The 15,374-nt window shown below is 69.9% G+C and carries 14 protein-coding genes; 8 read left to right on the plus strand and 6 right to left on the minus strand.

Features of this window, described 5'->3' with window-relative positions; all coding sequences use genetic code 11:
• Positions 1-69 precede the first annotated feature (69 nt).
• From BLP73_RS15650 to folD, 3 genes are read left to right on the plus strand one after another with little or no spacing between them, the layout of a single operon-like run.
• Positions 70-516 (plus strand): MarR family winged helix-turn-helix transcriptional regulator, encoded by a 447-nt coding sequence (locus tag BLP73_RS15650; RefSeq protein WP_175453385.1) that lies wholly within the window; start codon positions 70-72, stop codon positions 514-516.
• A gap of 41 nt (positions 517-557) precedes the next feature.
• Positions 558-857, plus strand: a complete 300-nt coding sequence (locus BLP73_RS15655) for a chorismate mutase (protein WP_090746800.1) — start codon at positions 558-560, stop codon at positions 855-857.
• Positions 854-1,729, plus strand: a complete 876-nt coding sequence (folD, locus tag BLP73_RS15660) for a bifunctional methylenetetrahydrofolate dehydrogenase/methenyltetrahydrofolate cyclohydrolase FolD (RefSeq protein ID WP_090746803.1) — start codon at positions 854-856, stop codon at positions 1,727-1,729. Before BLP73_RS15655 ends, folD begins: the two co-directional genes overlap by 4 nt.
• Before the next feature lie 81 nt (positions 1,730-1,810).
• On the opposite strand, the gene ruvB is transcribed toward folD, so the two are convergent.
• From ruvB to dnaE, 5 genes are all read right to left on the minus strand, one after another.
• Positions 1,811-2,842: a Holliday junction branch migration DNA helicase RuvB gene (gene ruvB, locus BLP73_RS15665; RefSeq protein ID WP_090746806.1), complete on the minus strand. Its 1,032-nt coding sequence runs from the start codon at positions 2,840-2,842 to the stop codon at positions 1,811-1,813.
• Positions 2,839-3,750, minus strand: a complete 912-nt coding sequence (gene htpX / locus BLP73_RS15670) for a zinc metalloprotease HtpX (RefSeq protein WP_090746809.1) — start codon at positions 3,748-3,750, stop codon at positions 2,839-2,841. The genes ruvB and htpX overlap by 4 nt, the downstream gene beginning before the upstream one ends.
• 15 nt (positions 3,751-3,765) lie before the next feature.
• A complete protein-coding gene (gene ruvA / locus BLP73_RS15675) occupies positions 3,766-4,470 on the minus strand; it encodes a Holliday junction branch migration protein RuvA (protein ID WP_090746812.1) in 705 nt (234 codons plus the stop codon).
• Complete coding sequence (gene ruvC / locus BLP73_RS15680) at positions 4,467-4,976, minus strand: crossover junction endodeoxyribonuclease RuvC (protein ID WP_090746815.1); 510 nt, start codon at positions 4,974-4,976, stop codon at positions 4,467-4,469. The genes ruvA and ruvC overlap by 4 nt, the downstream gene beginning before the upstream one ends.
• A gap of 91 nt (positions 4,977-5,067) precedes the next feature.
• Complete coding sequence (gene dnaE, locus BLP73_RS15685) at positions 5,068-8,538, minus strand: DNA polymerase III subunit alpha (protein WP_090746819.1); 3,471 nt, start codon at positions 8,536-8,538, stop codon at positions 5,068-5,070.
• Between the two features lie 116 nt (positions 8,539-8,654).
• Here dnaE and BLP73_RS15690 point away from each other — a divergent pair, with 116 nt between their 5' ends.
• From BLP73_RS15690 to BLP73_RS15710, 5 genes are all read left to right on the plus strand, one after another.
• Complete coding sequence (locus BLP73_RS15690; RefSeq protein WP_090746822.1) at positions 8,655-10,172, plus strand: ABC transporter ATP-binding protein; 1,518 nt, start codon at positions 8,655-8,657, stop codon at positions 10,170-10,172.
• Complete coding sequence (locus BLP73_RS15695; RefSeq protein ID WP_090746824.1) at positions 10,169-11,245, plus strand: ABC transporter permease; 1,077 nt, start codon at positions 10,169-10,171, stop codon at positions 11,243-11,245. Before BLP73_RS15690 ends, BLP73_RS15695 begins: the two co-directional genes overlap by 4 nt.
• Entirely contained in the window at positions 11,242-12,132 is an 891-nt protein-coding gene (locus BLP73_RS15700) for an ABC transporter permease (protein WP_090746826.1), read from the plus strand. The genes BLP73_RS15695 and BLP73_RS15700 overlap by 4 nt, the downstream gene beginning before the upstream one ends.
• A gap of 27 nt (positions 12,133-12,159) precedes the next feature.
• Complete coding sequence (locus BLP73_RS15705; protein ID WP_090746829.1) at positions 12,160-13,236, plus strand: BMP family ABC transporter substrate-binding protein; 1,077 nt, start codon at positions 12,160-12,162, stop codon at positions 13,234-13,236.
• Between the two features lie 104 nt (positions 13,237-13,340).
• The gene (locus BLP73_RS15710; RefSeq protein ID WP_175453386.1) at positions 13,341-14,459 is read left to right on the plus strand and encodes a vWA domain-containing protein; all 1,119 of its coding nucleotides are present in this window, start codon (positions 13,341-13,343) and stop codon (positions 14,457-14,459) included.
• On the opposite strand, the gene purU is transcribed toward BLP73_RS15710, so the two are convergent.
• Positions 14,456-15,340, minus strand: a complete 885-nt coding sequence (purU, locus tag BLP73_RS15715) for a formyltetrahydrofolate deformylase (protein WP_090746834.1) — start codon at positions 15,338-15,340, stop codon at positions 14,456-14,458. The two genes, BLP73_RS15710 and purU, sit on opposite strands and share 4 nt — an antisense overlap.
• Between the last annotated feature and the right edge of the window lie 34 nt (positions 15,341-15,374).

Consider the following 15,374-nt stretch of genomic DNA (forward strand, 5'->3'; position numbering starts at 1 on the left):
CGGATTGGCCTGCGCCAATCTCTTTCACCAAGGGTTGCAAGGCTTTCGCGCGCTCACTAGATGCGGGACATGGACAGCCGCCAGAACATGTTCGACAAGATGCTGTGCTTCGACATCTACGCGGCCAATCTGGCATTTGGGCGCCTCTACAAGCCGATGCTCGACCAGCTGAGCCTCACCTATCCGCAGCTTCTGGTCCTCCTCTGCCTCTGGGCCGAGGATGGCCGCAGCGTCGGCGGTCTCGGCCTCGCCCTCAGCCTCGACAGCAGCACCTTGACGCCAATGCTGAAGCGGCTCGAGACGCAGGGCCTCCTGGTCCGCAAGCGCGACCATGAGGACGAGCGGCGGGTGATCGTCTCGCTCACGGACAAGGGGCGGGCGCTGCAGGCCCCGGCGGCCGACGTCCTGCACTGCACCGCGCGCAGCGTCGGCTTTGACGAGGACGAGCGCGCACTCCTGCACGAGATGCTGCTGCGCCTGCGCCAGAACCTCATGGCGGCGACCGCGGCGGGCTAGGCCCTTGCGATCGGGCGCTTTCCCGTGCAATGGCTCGCGCCATGAAGCCGATCGACCAGATCCCCGACATGCCCGCGCTCCGCGTCGAGATCGACGCCCTGGACCGCCAGATCATCCTGCTGCTCGCCCGCCGCCGCGACCTCATCGCCAGGGCCGCGCAGATCAAGGCCGGCAACGGCTGGCCCGCCCGCATCGACGCCCGCGTCGAGGAAGTCATCGCGAACGCGCGCCGACATGCCGCCGCGGAAGGACTGGACCCGGAGCTGATCGGCGCGATCTGGCGCCAGCTGGTCGAGGCGGCCATCGCGCAGGAAGAACGTCACCTGAAGGAGCAGGAATGAGCGCCGAGATCATCGACGGCAAGGCCTCCGCGGCCCGCCTGCGCGCCCGCATCGCCGAGGACGTGCGGGCGCTTGCCGCACGGGGCATCACGCCGGGCCTTGCCGTGGTGCTGGTCGGCGAGGACCCGGCCAGCGAGGTCTATGTCCGCTCCAAGGGCCGGATGACGCGCGAGGTCGGCATGACCTCCTTCGAGCATCGCCTGCCCGCCGACACGCCCGAGGACGCGCTTCTGGCGCTCATCGCGCAGCTGAACGCGGACCCGGCCGTCAACGGCATCCTCGTCCAGCTGCCCCTGCCCCGCCACATGGACGAGGCCGCGGTCATCAACGCCATCGCGCCGGAGAAGGACGTGGACGGCTTCCACGTGATCAATGCCGGCCGCCTCGCCACCGGGCAGACGGCGATGGTCCCCTGCACCCCGCTCGGCTGCCTGATGCTGCTCAGGGACCGCCTCGGCCCGCTCGCCGGCAAGCGCGCGGTGGTCATCGGCCGCAGCAACATCGTCGGCAAGCCGATGGCGCAGCTTCTGCTGCGCGACAGCGCCACTGTCACCATCGCCCATTCCCGCACGGCGGACCTGCCCGCCCTCTGCCGCGAGGCCGAGATCCTGATCGCCGCCGTCGGCCGCCCCTTTTTCGTGCAGGGCGACTGGATCCGCCCCGGCGCGACGGTGATCGATGTCGGCATCAACCGCACGGAAGACGGCCTCGTCGGCGATGTCGATTTCGTCGCCGCGCGCCAGCGCGCCGGCGCCATCACCCCGGTCCCCGGAGGTGTCGGCCCGATGACCATCGCGTGCCTTCTGGCCAACACCCTCACGGCCGCGGCCAGAACCCACGGCCTGCCCGACCCCGAGGGCCTCACCCTCTAGCCCATCTTCTGTGTGCAAATATCCCGGGGGAGGCGCCGCAGGCGCCCGGGGGCAGCGCCCCCGTCCCGCGCCGCCGCAAGCTCAGCCCTCGAACAGCATGCCCTGCGAGGGTTGCACCGGCGCCTCCAGCCCCAGATGCCGCCAGGCCCGCTGCGCAAGCTGCCGCCCGCGCGGGGTCCGCGCGATCAGCCCCTGCTGCAAGAGGTAAGGCTCGATCACCTCCTCGATCGCATCGCGGCTCTCCGACAGCGCCGCCGCCAGCGTCTCGACCCCGACCGGCCCGCCGCCGTAATGCTCGGCCATCAGCGACAGATACCGCCGGTCCGCGCCGTCGAGCCCCAGATCGTCCACCCCGAGCCGCGTCAGCGCCATGTCGGCAAGCGCCCGCGTCAGCCGCCCGTCGCCCTCCACCAGCGCGAAATCCACCACCCGCCGCAAGAGCCGCCCCGCGATCCGCGGCGTGCCGCGCGAGCGGCGGGCGATCTCCCACGTCCCCTCCGGCTCGGCTGCGATCCCCATCAGCCGCGCGCCGCGCTGCACGATCAGGTCCAGCTCGGCGATCTCGTAGAACTGCAGCCGGGTCGGGATGCCGAAGCGGTCGCGCAGCGGCGTCGTCAGCAGCCCGAGCCGCGTCGTCGCCCCGACCAGGGTAAAGGGTTGCAGCTCGATCCTGACGGTGCGCGCGGCCGGCCCCTCGCCGATCACCAGGTCCAGCTCGAAATCCTCCATCGCCGGATAGAGCACCTCCTCCACCGCCGGGTTCATCCGGTGGATCTCGTCGATGAACAGCACGTCCCGCGCCTCGAGATTGGTCAGGATCGCCGCCAGGTCCCCGGCCCGCGCGATCACCGGCCCCGAGGTCATCCGGAAGTTCACGCCCAACTCGCGCGCCATGATCTGCGCCAGCGTGGTCTTGCCGAGGCCGGGCGGGCCGTAGAACAGCGTGTGGTCCATCGCTTTGCCGCGCATCTTCGCGCTTTCGATGAAGACCCGCAGGTTGGCCCGCGCCTCGGCCTGGCCGACGAATTCCGACAGGCCCTGAGGGCGCAGTGCGCGGTCCTCGGCCTCGTCCTCCATCTTGGCGCCGCGCAGCACCGGGTCGGGCTGGCTCATCCGCGGCCCCAGGGGGTGCGCGGCCCGCCGCTGCGGGGAATGCGGCTGGCTGCCGTGGGCTGGACCGGGGCCGCACGCCCCTCCAGCGCCATCAGGCGGGCGATCCGCTCCTCGGTCGGCGGATGGGTGGCGAAGAGCCGGTCGGCCCGCAGCGCATGGAGGGGGTTGATGATGAACATGGCCGCGGCCGCCGGGTTCTTCTCGGCGGGCACGTTGACGGTGCGCCCCGCAGCCGCGCTGATCCGCTGCAGCGCCGAGGCGAGCGCGCGCGGCTGCCCGCAGATCGCGGCGCCGGTCGCATCCGCCTCGTATTCCCGCGCCCGGCTGATCGCCATCTGCACCATCGCCGCCGCCATCGGCGCCAGGATCATGGCGACGATGGCGCCGATCCCGCCCCCGCGCCCGTCGCGGCCTCCGGTAAAGAGCATCATGTTCCCCATCATCGCGATGGCGCCCGCCATGGTCGCGGTGACGGTCATGGTCAGCGTGTCGCGATGCTTGATATGGGCCAGCTCATGGGCGATCACGCCCGCCATCTCTTCCCGGCTCAGCACCCGCGTCAGCCCCTGCGTCACCGCCACCGCGGCGTTCTCGGGATTGCGCCCGGTCGCGAAGGCGTTCGGCTGCTCGGTCGGCAGCAGATACAGCTTCGGCATCGGCAGATCCGCCCGCCGCGCCAGCTCGGCCGTCATGGCATAAAGATCGCCGCCCTGTGCCGGGCTTAACTCGACCGCGCCCTGCTGGCGCAGCACCATCTTGTCGCTGTTCCAATAGGCGAAGAAGTTCATGCCCCCCGCGATCACGAAGGCCATGATCATGCCGCCCGAGCCGCCCATCATCCAGCCAAGCCCCATGACCAGCGCCGTCAGCGCGGCCATCAGCATGAAGACCTTGACGTTCCCTTCCATCCGATCCGCCTCCGCTCAGTCCTTTGGCGCCAAAAGCCGCAGCGCCGCGCGGATCAACGCGGGCGTCGCCGCCCCCGGTTCCGCCGCCTGCGCCTCGGCCACGGCGCCCGCCGCCTCCGAGGCACCATAGCCCAGATTCCCGAGGGCCGACAGCGCATCGGCCATGGCCTGATGCGCCCCGGCCTGGGCCTGGCGGGCCGCGGCGCCCCGCGCCGGGGCCGCGGTGGCGGCGGGCTCGATGCCCGCCTCCTCCGCAACCTCGCCGCCCGCGGCAACGTCCCCCGCATCGACGGTCAGCGCCCCGCCGAGCGCCATGACCGAGGGCGCCTTGTCCTTCAGCTCCAGCACCACCCTTTGCGCGAGCTTCGGCCCGACCCCGTTCGCCTTCCTGACCGAGGACCAGTCGCCAAGCGCGATCGCCCGCCCCAGCCCCTCGGGGCCAAGCGTGCCGAGGATCGCCAGCGACACCTTCGCGCCCACGCCCTGCACCGAAGTCAGCAGCCGGTGCCACTCCTTCTCCAGCATGGTCGGAAAGCCGAAAAGCTGCAGCAGGTCCTCGCGGACCAGCAGCTCGGTGTAAAGCGCCGCCGCCTGCCCCACCGGAGGCAGCCCCGCCGCCGTCCGCTCGCTCACATGGACGATGTAGCCCACTCCGCGCACGTCGATGAGCACGTGATCGCGCGCCCGGTGCAGGATCACCCCGGCGATGCGCCCGATCATGCCGCACCCGATCGGCTTGGTGCGATCCGCAGCGTCCGCCCCTGAAGGTGCCGCGCATGGCAGATGGCGATGGCGAGGGCATCGGCCGCGTCCGGGCTGTCGAAGCGCACGCCCGGCAGCTGCACCCGCACCATGTGCTGCACCTGCTCCTTGGCCGCGTGCCCGACGCCCACCACCGTCTTCTTCACCGCGTTCGGCGCGTATTCGCCGACCGCGATCCCCGCCTCGGCCGGCGCCAGCAGCGCGATGCCGCGCGCCTGGCCCAGCTTCAGCGTGCCGGTGGCGTCCTTGTTGACGAAGGTCTGCTCGACCGCCGCCGCGTCAGGCGCATGGGCCGTGATGACCGCGCAGAGCCCCCGGAACAGCGTCGACAGCCGCGCGCCCAGATCGTCCGCGCCGTCCGAATGGATCACACCGTTCGCGATATGGCGCAGGCGCGGGCCGTCCATCTCGATCACGCCCCAGCCCATGTTCCTGAGGCCGGGATCGATGCCCAAGACCTTCATGCTGCCCCCTTTTTTTCGACGTCTAGCACGAAGCGGGAACATCTGGCTAGGTGGAGGGCGAAGATGGGTATTTGGGCAACGAAGAAGCCCGTCATTCCTCGATCACGTCCAGCACGCCCGGCACGGCGCGCAGGGCCTGGCGGGCGGGGGTCGTCAGGGGGGCGTCGTTGGCGACCTCGATCTCGATGATCTCGTCCTCGTGGCGCAGGCGCAGGCGGATCGGGCCGCGGGCGCGCGAGGGGGCGGAGATCTCGGCGGTGACGCGGGTCAGCACCTCGGCGAGGCGCGGGATCGTGTCGGCGCCCTGGATCTCGACCGCGAGGCAGCCGGCGCCGGCATCGGCGACGAAATCCTCGAGCAGCGCGACCGAGTTCGCCAGCATCTTCACCTGCTCGCCCGAGGGCTCGACCTTGACCTGCAGGACCACGTTCTGCCCCGGCTCCAGCTTGTCGCGGCAGGCGGTCAGCAGGTCCGAGAAGCAGGTGACCTCGTAAAGGCCGGTCGGATCGGACAGGCTGACGAAGGCATAGGCCGTGCCCTTGGCCGACTTCCGCTCCATCCGCGCGGCCACCGTGCCGGCGATCTGGGCGACCATCGGACCGCCTTCCGCGTCGCGGGTGATGTCGGCGAGCGTCTGCACCTTCTTGCGGCGCAGCGCCGTCTGGTAGTCGTCCAGCGGATGGCCCGAGAGGTAGAAGCCGATCGCCTTATGCTCCTCGCCCAGTTTTTCGGTCGGCAGCCAGACCTGCGCCAGCGGGGCGCGCGGCGGCGGCAGGTCCTCGCCTCCGCCGAAGAGCGAGGTCTGGGAGGAGGCCGCCTGTTCCTGCACCGCTGCCGACCAGGCGCAGAGGGCGTCGAGCGACTTCATCACCCGCGCGCGGTTGTCGTCCAGCACGTCGAAGGCGCCGGCGCGGGCGAGCATCTCCAGCGGGCGCTTGCCCACGCGCTTCATGTCGACGCGGCGGGCGAAGTCGTGGATGTCCTTGAACGGCCGGTCCCCCCGCGCGTCATGGATCAGCTTCATCGCCTCGATCCCCACGCCCTTCAGCGCGCCGAGCGCGTAGTGGATGCGCCCCTGCCCCACGGTGAAGGTCGGGGCCGAGCGGTTGACGCAGGGCGGCACGATCTCGATCCCCATCCGGTCGCATTCGCGTTTGTAGACCGCCAGCTTGTCGGTGAGGTGGATGTCGCAGTTCATCACCGCAGCCATGAACTCGACCGGGTGGTTGGCCTTGAGCCAGGCGGTCTGGTAGCTGACCACCGCATAGGCCGCCGCGTGCGACTTGTTGAAGCCGTAGTTCGCGAATTTCTCCAGCAGGTCGAAGACCTCGCCGGCCTTTTTCTCCGGCACGCCGTTCGCGACGCTGCCCTTCACGAATTTCGGCCGCTCCTTGGCCATCTCGGCCGCGATCTTCTTGCCCATCGCGCGGCGCAGAAGGTCGGCACCGCCGAGCGAGTAGCCCGCCATGACCTGCGCGATCTGCATCACCTGTTCCTGATAAACAATGATGCCCTGCGTTTCGGCCAGGATGTGGTCAATGCTGGGGTGGATCGATTCCAGCTCGCGCAGCCCGTTCTTGACCTCGCAATAGGTCGGGATGTTCTCCATCGGGCCGGGGCGGTAGAGTGCGACCAGCGCCACAATGTCCTCGATGCAGGTCGGGCGCATGCGGCGCAGCGCGTCCATCATGCCCGAGCTTTCGACCTGGAACACCGCCACCGTGCGGGCGCTGGCGAACAGATCGTAGCTGGCCTTGTCGTCCAGAGGGATGAGGTTGATCTCGTTCTCGGTCCCCGGCGTCGGCTGATACAGCTGGCGCCCGTCGGCGGCGACATGCAGCGGGCGGCCCTGCCCGTTGATGAGGTCCACCGCGTTCTGGATCACCGTCAGGGTCTTCAGGCCGAGGAAGTCGAACTTCACCAGCCCGGCCTGCTCGACCCATTTCATGTTGAACTGCGTCGCCGGCATGTCCGAGCCCGGATCGCGGTAGAGCGGCACCAGCTGGTCCAGCGGCCGGTCCCCGATCACCACTCCGGCGGCGTGGGTGGAGGCGTTGCGGTAGAGGCCTTCCAGTTGTTCGGCATAGTCCAGAAGGCGCTTCACGACCTCCTCCCGCGCGGCCTCGCGCAGGCGCGGCTCGTCGGCGCGGGCCTTGGCGATGCTGACGGGCTTCACGCCCTCCACCGGGATCATCTTGGACAGGCGGTCCACCTGCCCGAAGGGCAGTTGCAGGACACGGCCCACGTCGCGGACGGCGGCCTTGGAGAGGAGCGCGCCGAAGGTGATGATCTGGCCGACGCGGTCCTTGCCGTATTTCTCCTGCACGTAGCGGATCACCTCCTCGCGGCGGTCCATGCAGAAGTCGATGTCGAAGTCGGGCATGCTGACCCGCTCGGGGTTCAGGAACCGCTCGAAGAGCAGCGAATAGCGCAGCGGGTCGAGGTCGGTGATGGTCAGCGCATAGGCGACGAGCGAGCCCGCGCCCGAGCCGCGGCCGGGGCCGACGGGGATGCCTTGGCTCTTGGCCCAGTGGATGAAGTCGGCGACGATCAGGAAGTAGCCGGGAAAGCCCATCTGCTCGATGATGCCCAGCTCGAAGTCGAGGCGCTGGTGGTATTCCTCCACGCTCACGGCATGGGGGATGACGGCCAGCCGCGCCTCGAGGCCCTCGCGCGCCTGGCGGCGCAGCTCGGCCACCTCGTCATCGGCGAAGCGCGGCAGGATCGGGGCATGCTTGGCGACCGCGAAGGCGCAGCGGCGGGCGATCTCGACCGTGTTCTGCGTGGCTTCGGGCAGATCGGCAAACAGGACCGCCATCTCCTCGGCGGTCTTGAAGTAGTGCTGCGGGGTCAGGCGGCGGCGGGGCTGGGGCTGGTCGACATAGGCCTTCTCGGCGATGCAGATCAGGGCGTCATGCGCCTCGTACATCTGCGCCTTGGGGAAGTAGACGTCGTTCGTCGCGACCAGCGGCAGGTCCTTGGCGTAGGCCAGATCGATCAGCCCGCCCTCGGAGGCCGCCTCGGCCAGCATCAGCCGTCCGTCCTCGCCGAGGTGGCGCTGCAGCTCGATATAGAGCCGCGTCGGGAAGGCTGCGGCCAGCCGGTCCACCAAGGCTGCGGCTTTTTCGGTCTGCGCCGCGGCGACCAGCTGACCCACGGGGCCGGTCGCGCCGCCGGTGAGGCAGATCAGCCCCTCGGCATGGGCGCACAGCTCGTCCAGCGTCACATGCGGCAGCGCCCCGCCCTCGCGCAGGTAGAGGCAGGAGGACAGCTTCATCAGGTTCATCCACCCGGCCTTGTCCTGCACCAGAAGCACCACCGGCCCCGTCGCCTCGGCCGCCAGCGTCAGGGTGCAGCCGATGATGGGTTGCACGCCCTTGTCCTTGGCCTTCACGCTGAATTCGAGGGCGGCGAACATGTTGTTCGTGTCGGTCAGCGCCACCGCCGGCATGCCCGCATCGGCGGCAAGGCCCGGCAATTTGCCTACGGGAATGGCACCTTCCAGAAGCGAATGCTCGGAATGTGTGCGAAGGTGGATGAAACGGGGGGAATCTGCGGCCATGATGAAGTGACTATCGCAGCGCGGGCGAACAGCGCAATTGCCGAAGGGCCATGCGTGGCGATAAGCAGGTTTGACCGCGCAGTCAGGAACGGCCGGACAAGAATGACGAGGGACGAGTGACGGCAGACGTGTTCCGGGCGACAGGCATCGGAAAATCCTATCCCGGCGTGCGCGCCAATGACGATGTGTCCTTCTCCGTGGCGCCGGGCGAGATCCATGCCCTGCTGGGCGAGAACGGCGCGGGCAAGTCGACGCTGGTCAAGATGATCTACGGCCTCGTGCGGCCCGATCAGGGGCAGATGTTCCTGTCGGGCGCGCCCCATGCGCCCCATGACCCCCGCGCCGCGCGGGCGGCGGGCGTCGCGATGGTGTTCCAGCATTTCAGCCTCTTCGACGCGCTGACCGTGGCCGAGAACGTCGCCTTGGGGATGGAGAACCCGCCGCCCCGGCGCGAGCTGTCCGCCCGCATCGCGCAGGTCAGCCGCGACTTCGGCCTGCCGCTGAACCCCGCCCGCCGCGTCGTCACCCTGTCGGCGGGCGAGCGGCAGCGGGTCGAGATCATCCGCTGCCTGCTGCAGGACCCGCGCCTTCTGATCATGGACGAGCCGACGAGCGTCCTGACCCCGCAGGAGGCCGAGCTGCTCTTCGCGACCCTCCGCAAGCTGGCGGGACAGGGGACGGCGATCCTCTATATCAGCCACAAGCTGGACGAGATCCGCGGCCATTGCGACCGCGCCACCATCCTGCGCCACGGCCGCGTGGTGGACAGCTGCGACCCCCGCGCCCATTCGGCGCGCGAGTTGGCGGCGATGATGGTCGGCGGCACGATGCGCCAGATCGACCGCTCGGGCCGGCAGGCGGGCGAGGTTATGCTGGAGGTGGCGGGCCTCAGCCTGCCCGCCCCCACCCGCGAAGGCACCGCGCTGAAGGACGTGACCCTGACCCTGCGCGCGGGCGAGATCCTCGGGATCGGCGGGGTGGCGGGCAACGGGCAGGAAGAGCTTCTGGCAGCCCTCTCGGGAGAGGCGCGCAGCGCGCCGGGCCGCATCCTCCTCGAGGGGCGCGATCTGTCGGCCTCCGGCCCCGATGCGCGGCGCCGGGCGGGGCTGCTGGCCGCGCCCGAGGACCGGCTCGGCCATGCCGCCGTTCCGGATTTCAGCCTGACCGAGAACACGCTGCTGACCGCCGGGCCGCGCAAGGGCCTTGTGCGGCGCGGCATGATCGACCACCGCGGCGCCCGGCGCTTCGCCGAGGAGGTGATCGCAGCCTTCGACGTCCGCACGCCCGGCCCCGGCACCGCAGCCAAGGCGCTGTCGGGCGGGAACCTGCAGAAATTCGTCATCGGGCGCGAGGTGATGCAGGCCCCGCGCGTGTTGATCGTCAACCAGCCCACGTGGGGCGTCGATGCCGGGGCTGCGGCCGCCGTGCGCCAGTCGCTTCTGGACCTCGCCCGGCAGGGCGCCGGCGTCATCGTCATCTCGCAGGATCTGGACGAACTCTTGGAACTCTCCGACCGCTTCTCGGCCCTCAACGAAGGCCGCCTGTCCCCGCCCGTGCCGACCGAGGGGCTGACGCTGGACCGGATCGGCCTGATGCTGGGTGGCGCCCACGGAATGGAAGAGGCACGGATATGATCCAGCTCGTCCCCCGCAGCGGCAATGCGCCGCTCTGGCAGATCGCGACCCCGGTGCTGGCGGTGCTGGCGACGATGCTTGTCGGCGGGCTCATCTTCGGGCTGATGGGCTACGACCCGGTCGCGGCGATCCGCACGATCTTCTGGGACCCGCTGTTCGGACCTGCCTCGGGCTATTCGCGCCCGCAGCTTCTGGTGAAGGCGGCGCCGCTGATCCTGATCGCCTCGGGCCTCGCCATCGGCTTTCGCGCCGGCATCTGGAATATCGGGGCCGAGGGGCAATACATCATCGGCGCCATCACCGGCGCCGCCGTCGCGCTGGCCCTCTATCCGCTCGAGGCGTGGTGGCTGTTCCCGCTGATGGTCGCCGCCGGCATGGCCGGGGGATGGGCCTGGGGCATGATCCCGGCGCTGCTGCGGAACTGGTTCGGCGCCTCGGAAATCCTCGTCTCGCTGATGCTGGTCTATGTTGCGCAGCGCGTCGCGGCCTGGATGGCCTTCGGCCCGATGCGCAACCCGCAGGGCATGGGCTTTCCCGGCTCGCGGAACCTGCAGCAATACCCCTCGGCCGCCAACCCCGAGCTGATCGCCGGCACCGGCGCGCATTGGGGCGTGGTGGCGGCCGCCTTCGCGGTCCTGGCGACCTGGCTGCTGATGAGCCGCCACATCCGCGGCTTTCACATCCGCGCCGCGGGCACCGCGCCGCGCGCCGCGCGCTTCGCCGGCGTGAACCCCGCGACGCTGGTCGCCTTCTGCCTCGGCCTGTCCGGCGCATTGGCCGGGGCGGCCGGCCTCTTCGAGGTCGCGGGCCCGGCGGGCCAGATCACCGACCGGATCGGCGTCGGCTACGGCTTCACGGCCATCATCGTCGCCTTCCTCGGCCGGCTGCATCCGGTGGGCATCCTGCTGGCCGGCCTTCTGCTGGCGCTGACCTATATCGGCGGCGAGCTGGCGCAGCTGACCATGGGGCTCCCGGCCGCGACGGTGCAGGTCTTCCAAGGGATGCTGCTCTTCTTCCTCCTCGGCTTCGATTTGCTGACCCGCTTCCAGATCCGGCGGAGGATCACGGCATGATGATCGATCCGTTGTCCGTCTTCCTCGTCCTGCTGGGCGCGGCCACGCCGATCCTTTTTGCCGCCTTGGGCGAGCTGGTGGCCGAGCGGGCGGGCGTTCTGAACCTCGGCGTCGAGGGGATGATGATCACCGGCGCGCTGGCCGGTTTTGCCGCCGCCTATGCCAGCGGCAACCCCTTCCTTGGCTTTGCCACGGCCGCCGTGGCGGGGGCCGCGATCTCGCTGCTGTTCGCGGCGTTGACGCAGGTGTTCTTGTCGAACCAGGTCGCCTCGGGCCTCGCGCTGACGCTGTTCGGCCTCGGCCTCGCCGCGATGCTGGGCAAGCCCTTCGAGGGGGTGCGCGCGCCCGTGATGCCCGCCGGCCCCCTGCGGATCAACTGGATCGTCTGGCTGGGCCTCGTGATGGTCCCGGCGATCTGGTGGTTCCTGAACCGCACCCGGCGCGGGCTGATCCTGCGCGCGGTCGGCGAGAACCACGACGCCGCCCACGCGCTTGGCTACAACGTCCGCCTGACGCGGCTGGCGGCCATCGCCTTCGGCGGAGCCATGGCAGGAATCGGCGGGGCCTTCATCTCGATCGCGACGGTTCTGCAATGGACGGAAGGGATGACCGCCGGCGCCGGCTGGATCGCGCTGGCCATCGTGGTCTTCTCGAACTGGACCGCGCCGGGCGTACTGGCAGGGGCGTGGCTCTTCGGCGGCGTCACCGTCCTTCAGCTGCGCCTTCAGGCGGCGGGTGTCGCGGTGCCGGTGCAGCTGCTGTCGATGGCGCCCTACCTCGCCACCATCATCGTGCTGGTCGCCATGTCGGCCCGGCAGAAGTTCAGCCGCCGGGCGGGGGGCGCCGCCCCCGGCTCGCTCGGCACCAATTTCCACGCGCTGCGCTGACGCAGCCGATCAACAGAGAGGGACCACATGAACCGCAGACACCTGATGGCCAGCGCAGCCGCGCTGATGACGGCGCTCGCCGCCCCCGCCTACGCCCAGGACGAGCCGCTGAAGGTCGGCTTCATCTATGTCGGCCCGATCGGCGATGGCGGCTGGACCTATCAGCACGACCAGGGCCGTCTGGCGATCGAGGAGGAGTTCGGCGACCGCGTCGAGACGACCTATATCGAAAGCGTGCCCGAGGGCGCCGATGCCGAGCGTGCGCTGACCCAGCTGGCGCTGGCCGGCAACCAGCTGATCTTCGCGACCTCGTTCGGGTTCATGGACCCGGTCATCAACGTGGCGCAGCGCTTTCCCGACGTGAAGTTCGAGCATGCGACCGGCTACAAGACCGCCGAGAACGTCGCGACCTATGACGCGCGCTTCTACGAGGGTCGCGCCGTGATCGGCACCATCGCCGGCCACATGACGGAATCGAACCGCATCGGCTATATCGGCTCCTTCCCGATCCCCGAGGTGATCCAGGGCATCAACTCGTCCTTCATCCACGCCCGCAAGGTGAACCCGGATGTCGAGATGCGCATCGTGTGGGCCTATAGCTGGTTCGACCCGGCGAAAGAGGCCGAGGCCGCTAACGCCCTGCTGGCCGAGGGCGTCGACGTGATCCTCCAGCACACCGACTCGACCGCGCCGCTCGCGCAGGCCGAGGCGGCGGGGGCCATCGGCTTCGGCCAGGCCAGCGACATGGCGCAGTACAAGCCCAGCCCGCGTGTCGCCTCGATCATCGACGAATGGTCGCCCTATTACATCAAGCGCGTGCAGGCGATGCTGGACGGCACTTGGGAAAGCGGCTCCAGCTGGGCCGGGATCGGCGACGGCGAGGTGGTGATCGGCGAGATCACCGACGCCGTCCCCGCCGAGGTGAAGGCCGAGGCCGAGGCGCTGCGCGACGCCATCGGTTCGGGTGAGTACCACCCCTTCACCGGCCCGCTGAACAAGGCCGACGGCACCGTCTGGCTGGCCGAGGGCGAGGTCGCGACCGACGAGATGCTGCAGTCGATGGACTTCTTCGTCGAGGGCATCACCGCCCAGATCCCGCAGTAAGCACAACCGGGGCGGGCGGATTGCCGCCCGTCCCCACCCCGCCGGTGGCCATGCCGCGTCCCGCGCCCGATACTGCGGCCAACGCCCGCACCGGAGACCCGCCGATGAAGCCGTTCCTCCTGACCGCTGCCCTTCTGGCGGCCCTCCCCGCCCTTGCACAGACCGAGGTCGAGACGACCGAGGCGCTTCTGGACCGCTATCTGGCGGAAAAGGGAGGAGACATCTCCGCCTGTTTCGCCGAGATGCCGCAGATGCGTGGTATGGACGATCCCGAAGGTTTCCGCGCCGCCGAAGCTCCGGCCGAGGTGCCGCCGCGGCGGCTGGTCCTGGCCTTCGACGCGTCGGGATCGATGGCCGCGCGTCTTGGCGGCGGCACGCGGATGGAGGCGGCGCGGCAGGCGGTTGACGGGATGCTGGACGGGATGCCCGAGGATGTCGATCTGGGCCTCGTCGCCTTCGGCCATCAGGGCACCAATGACGACGCCGGACGGGCGGCCAGCTGCGCTGGCGTCGAGACGCTGATCGAGACCGGCAGCGCCGGCGACCTGCGCGCCCGCGTGGGAGAGCTGGAGCCGGCCGGCTGGACGCCGCTGGCCGACGCGCTGCGGCAGGCCGGAACGCAGCTTGCCGCGTCGGAGACGCCCGGCGAGCAGGTCGTCTACGTCGTCTCGGATGGCGAGGAGACCTGCGGCGGCGATCCTGTGGCCGAGGCCCGCGCCCTGCACGAGGGTGAGATCCGCGCCGTCATCCACATTCTCGGCTTCGACCTGCCGGCAGGCGAGCGCGCGCAGCTTCAGGCCGTGGCGGAGGCCGGCGGCGGCGTCTTCACCGAGATTCGCAGCGAGAGCGACCTCGCCCGCCGCATCGACGAGCTGCGCCGCCGGAACGCGAATGCCGGCCAGCTGCTGCGGGTGCAGAACCAGGCCGCGGGCACCAGCCTTCGCAACGCGAACCAAGCCGCGGGCGCGCTGCTGAAGCTGGACAACTGCATCGCCGGCCGCGCGCTGCGCGAGCAGAACTGGCTCAGGGCCTGGGGCCGCGAGGCGGGGCTGAGCGAGGATCAGCTGCAGGCGGTGCGGGACGCGCTGACAAAGGGCCATGACGCCTACCGCACCGAGGCCGCCGCGATCCGCGAGAGCCTGGAGGCCGAGCGGGACGCGGCGAACGATACCATCCGCCAGCAACGCGAGGGCGCCGAGGCCGCGTTCGAGGCGGTGCGCTAGCCCATCCGCTCGCTTGCATAGCTGCCCGGCGACGGCGGGAAGACCACCGTCTTGCTGCCATTCAGGAACACCCGCCCGTGGATATGGGCGTGGACGGCGCGGGCCAGCACCTGCGCCTCGACATCGCGGCCGAGGCTGACATAGTCGCCGGGGCTTTGCGCATGGGTCACGCGGACCGTGTCCTGCTCGATGATCGGGCCCTCGTCGAGGTCGGCGGTGACGTAGTGGCTGGTCGCCCCGATCAGCTTCACGCCGCGCTCATAGGCCTGCTTGTAGGGGTTCGCGCCCTTGAAGCTGGGCAGGAAGCTGTGGTGGATGTTGATGATGCGGCCGGACATGGTCTTGCACATCTGGTCCGACAGGACCTGCATGTAGCGGGCCAGCACGACCAGCTCGGCGCCCGACTCCTCGATGACCTGCATCTGCCGGGCCTCGGCCTCGGGCTTGTTCTCGGGGGTGACGCGGATCATGTGGAAGGGGATGTCGTGGTTCACGACGACCTTCTGGTAGTCGTGATGGTTCGAGACGACCCCCACGATGTCGATGGGCAGCGCCCCGATGCGCCAGCGGTAGAGCAGGTCGTTGAGGCAGTGCCCGAAGCGGCTGACCATGATCAGCACCTTCTTCTTGACCGACTGGTCGGTCACCTCGACCTCCATCCCGAAGCGCGCGGCGATGGGGGCGAGGCCCGCGCGCAGGCTCTCCAGCGTCGCGTCCTCTTCGGACAGGAAGCTGACGCGCATGAAGAAGCGGCCGGTCTCGCTGTCGTCGAACTGGGCGCTGTCCGTGATGTTGCAGCCGGCCTCGGCGAGGAAGCTGGACAGGGCCGCAACGATGCCGCGGGTCGAGGCGCATGTGACGCGCAGGGTGTAGGTCTTCATGTGCCGTTCAGGTCCCTTCTTGCCGTGGCGCGAG

This window comes from Paracoccus tibetensis (assembly GCF_900102505.1).
Lineage (GTDB): Bacteria > Pseudomonadota > Alphaproteobacteria > Rhodobacterales > Rhodobacteraceae > Paracoccus > Paracoccus tibetensis.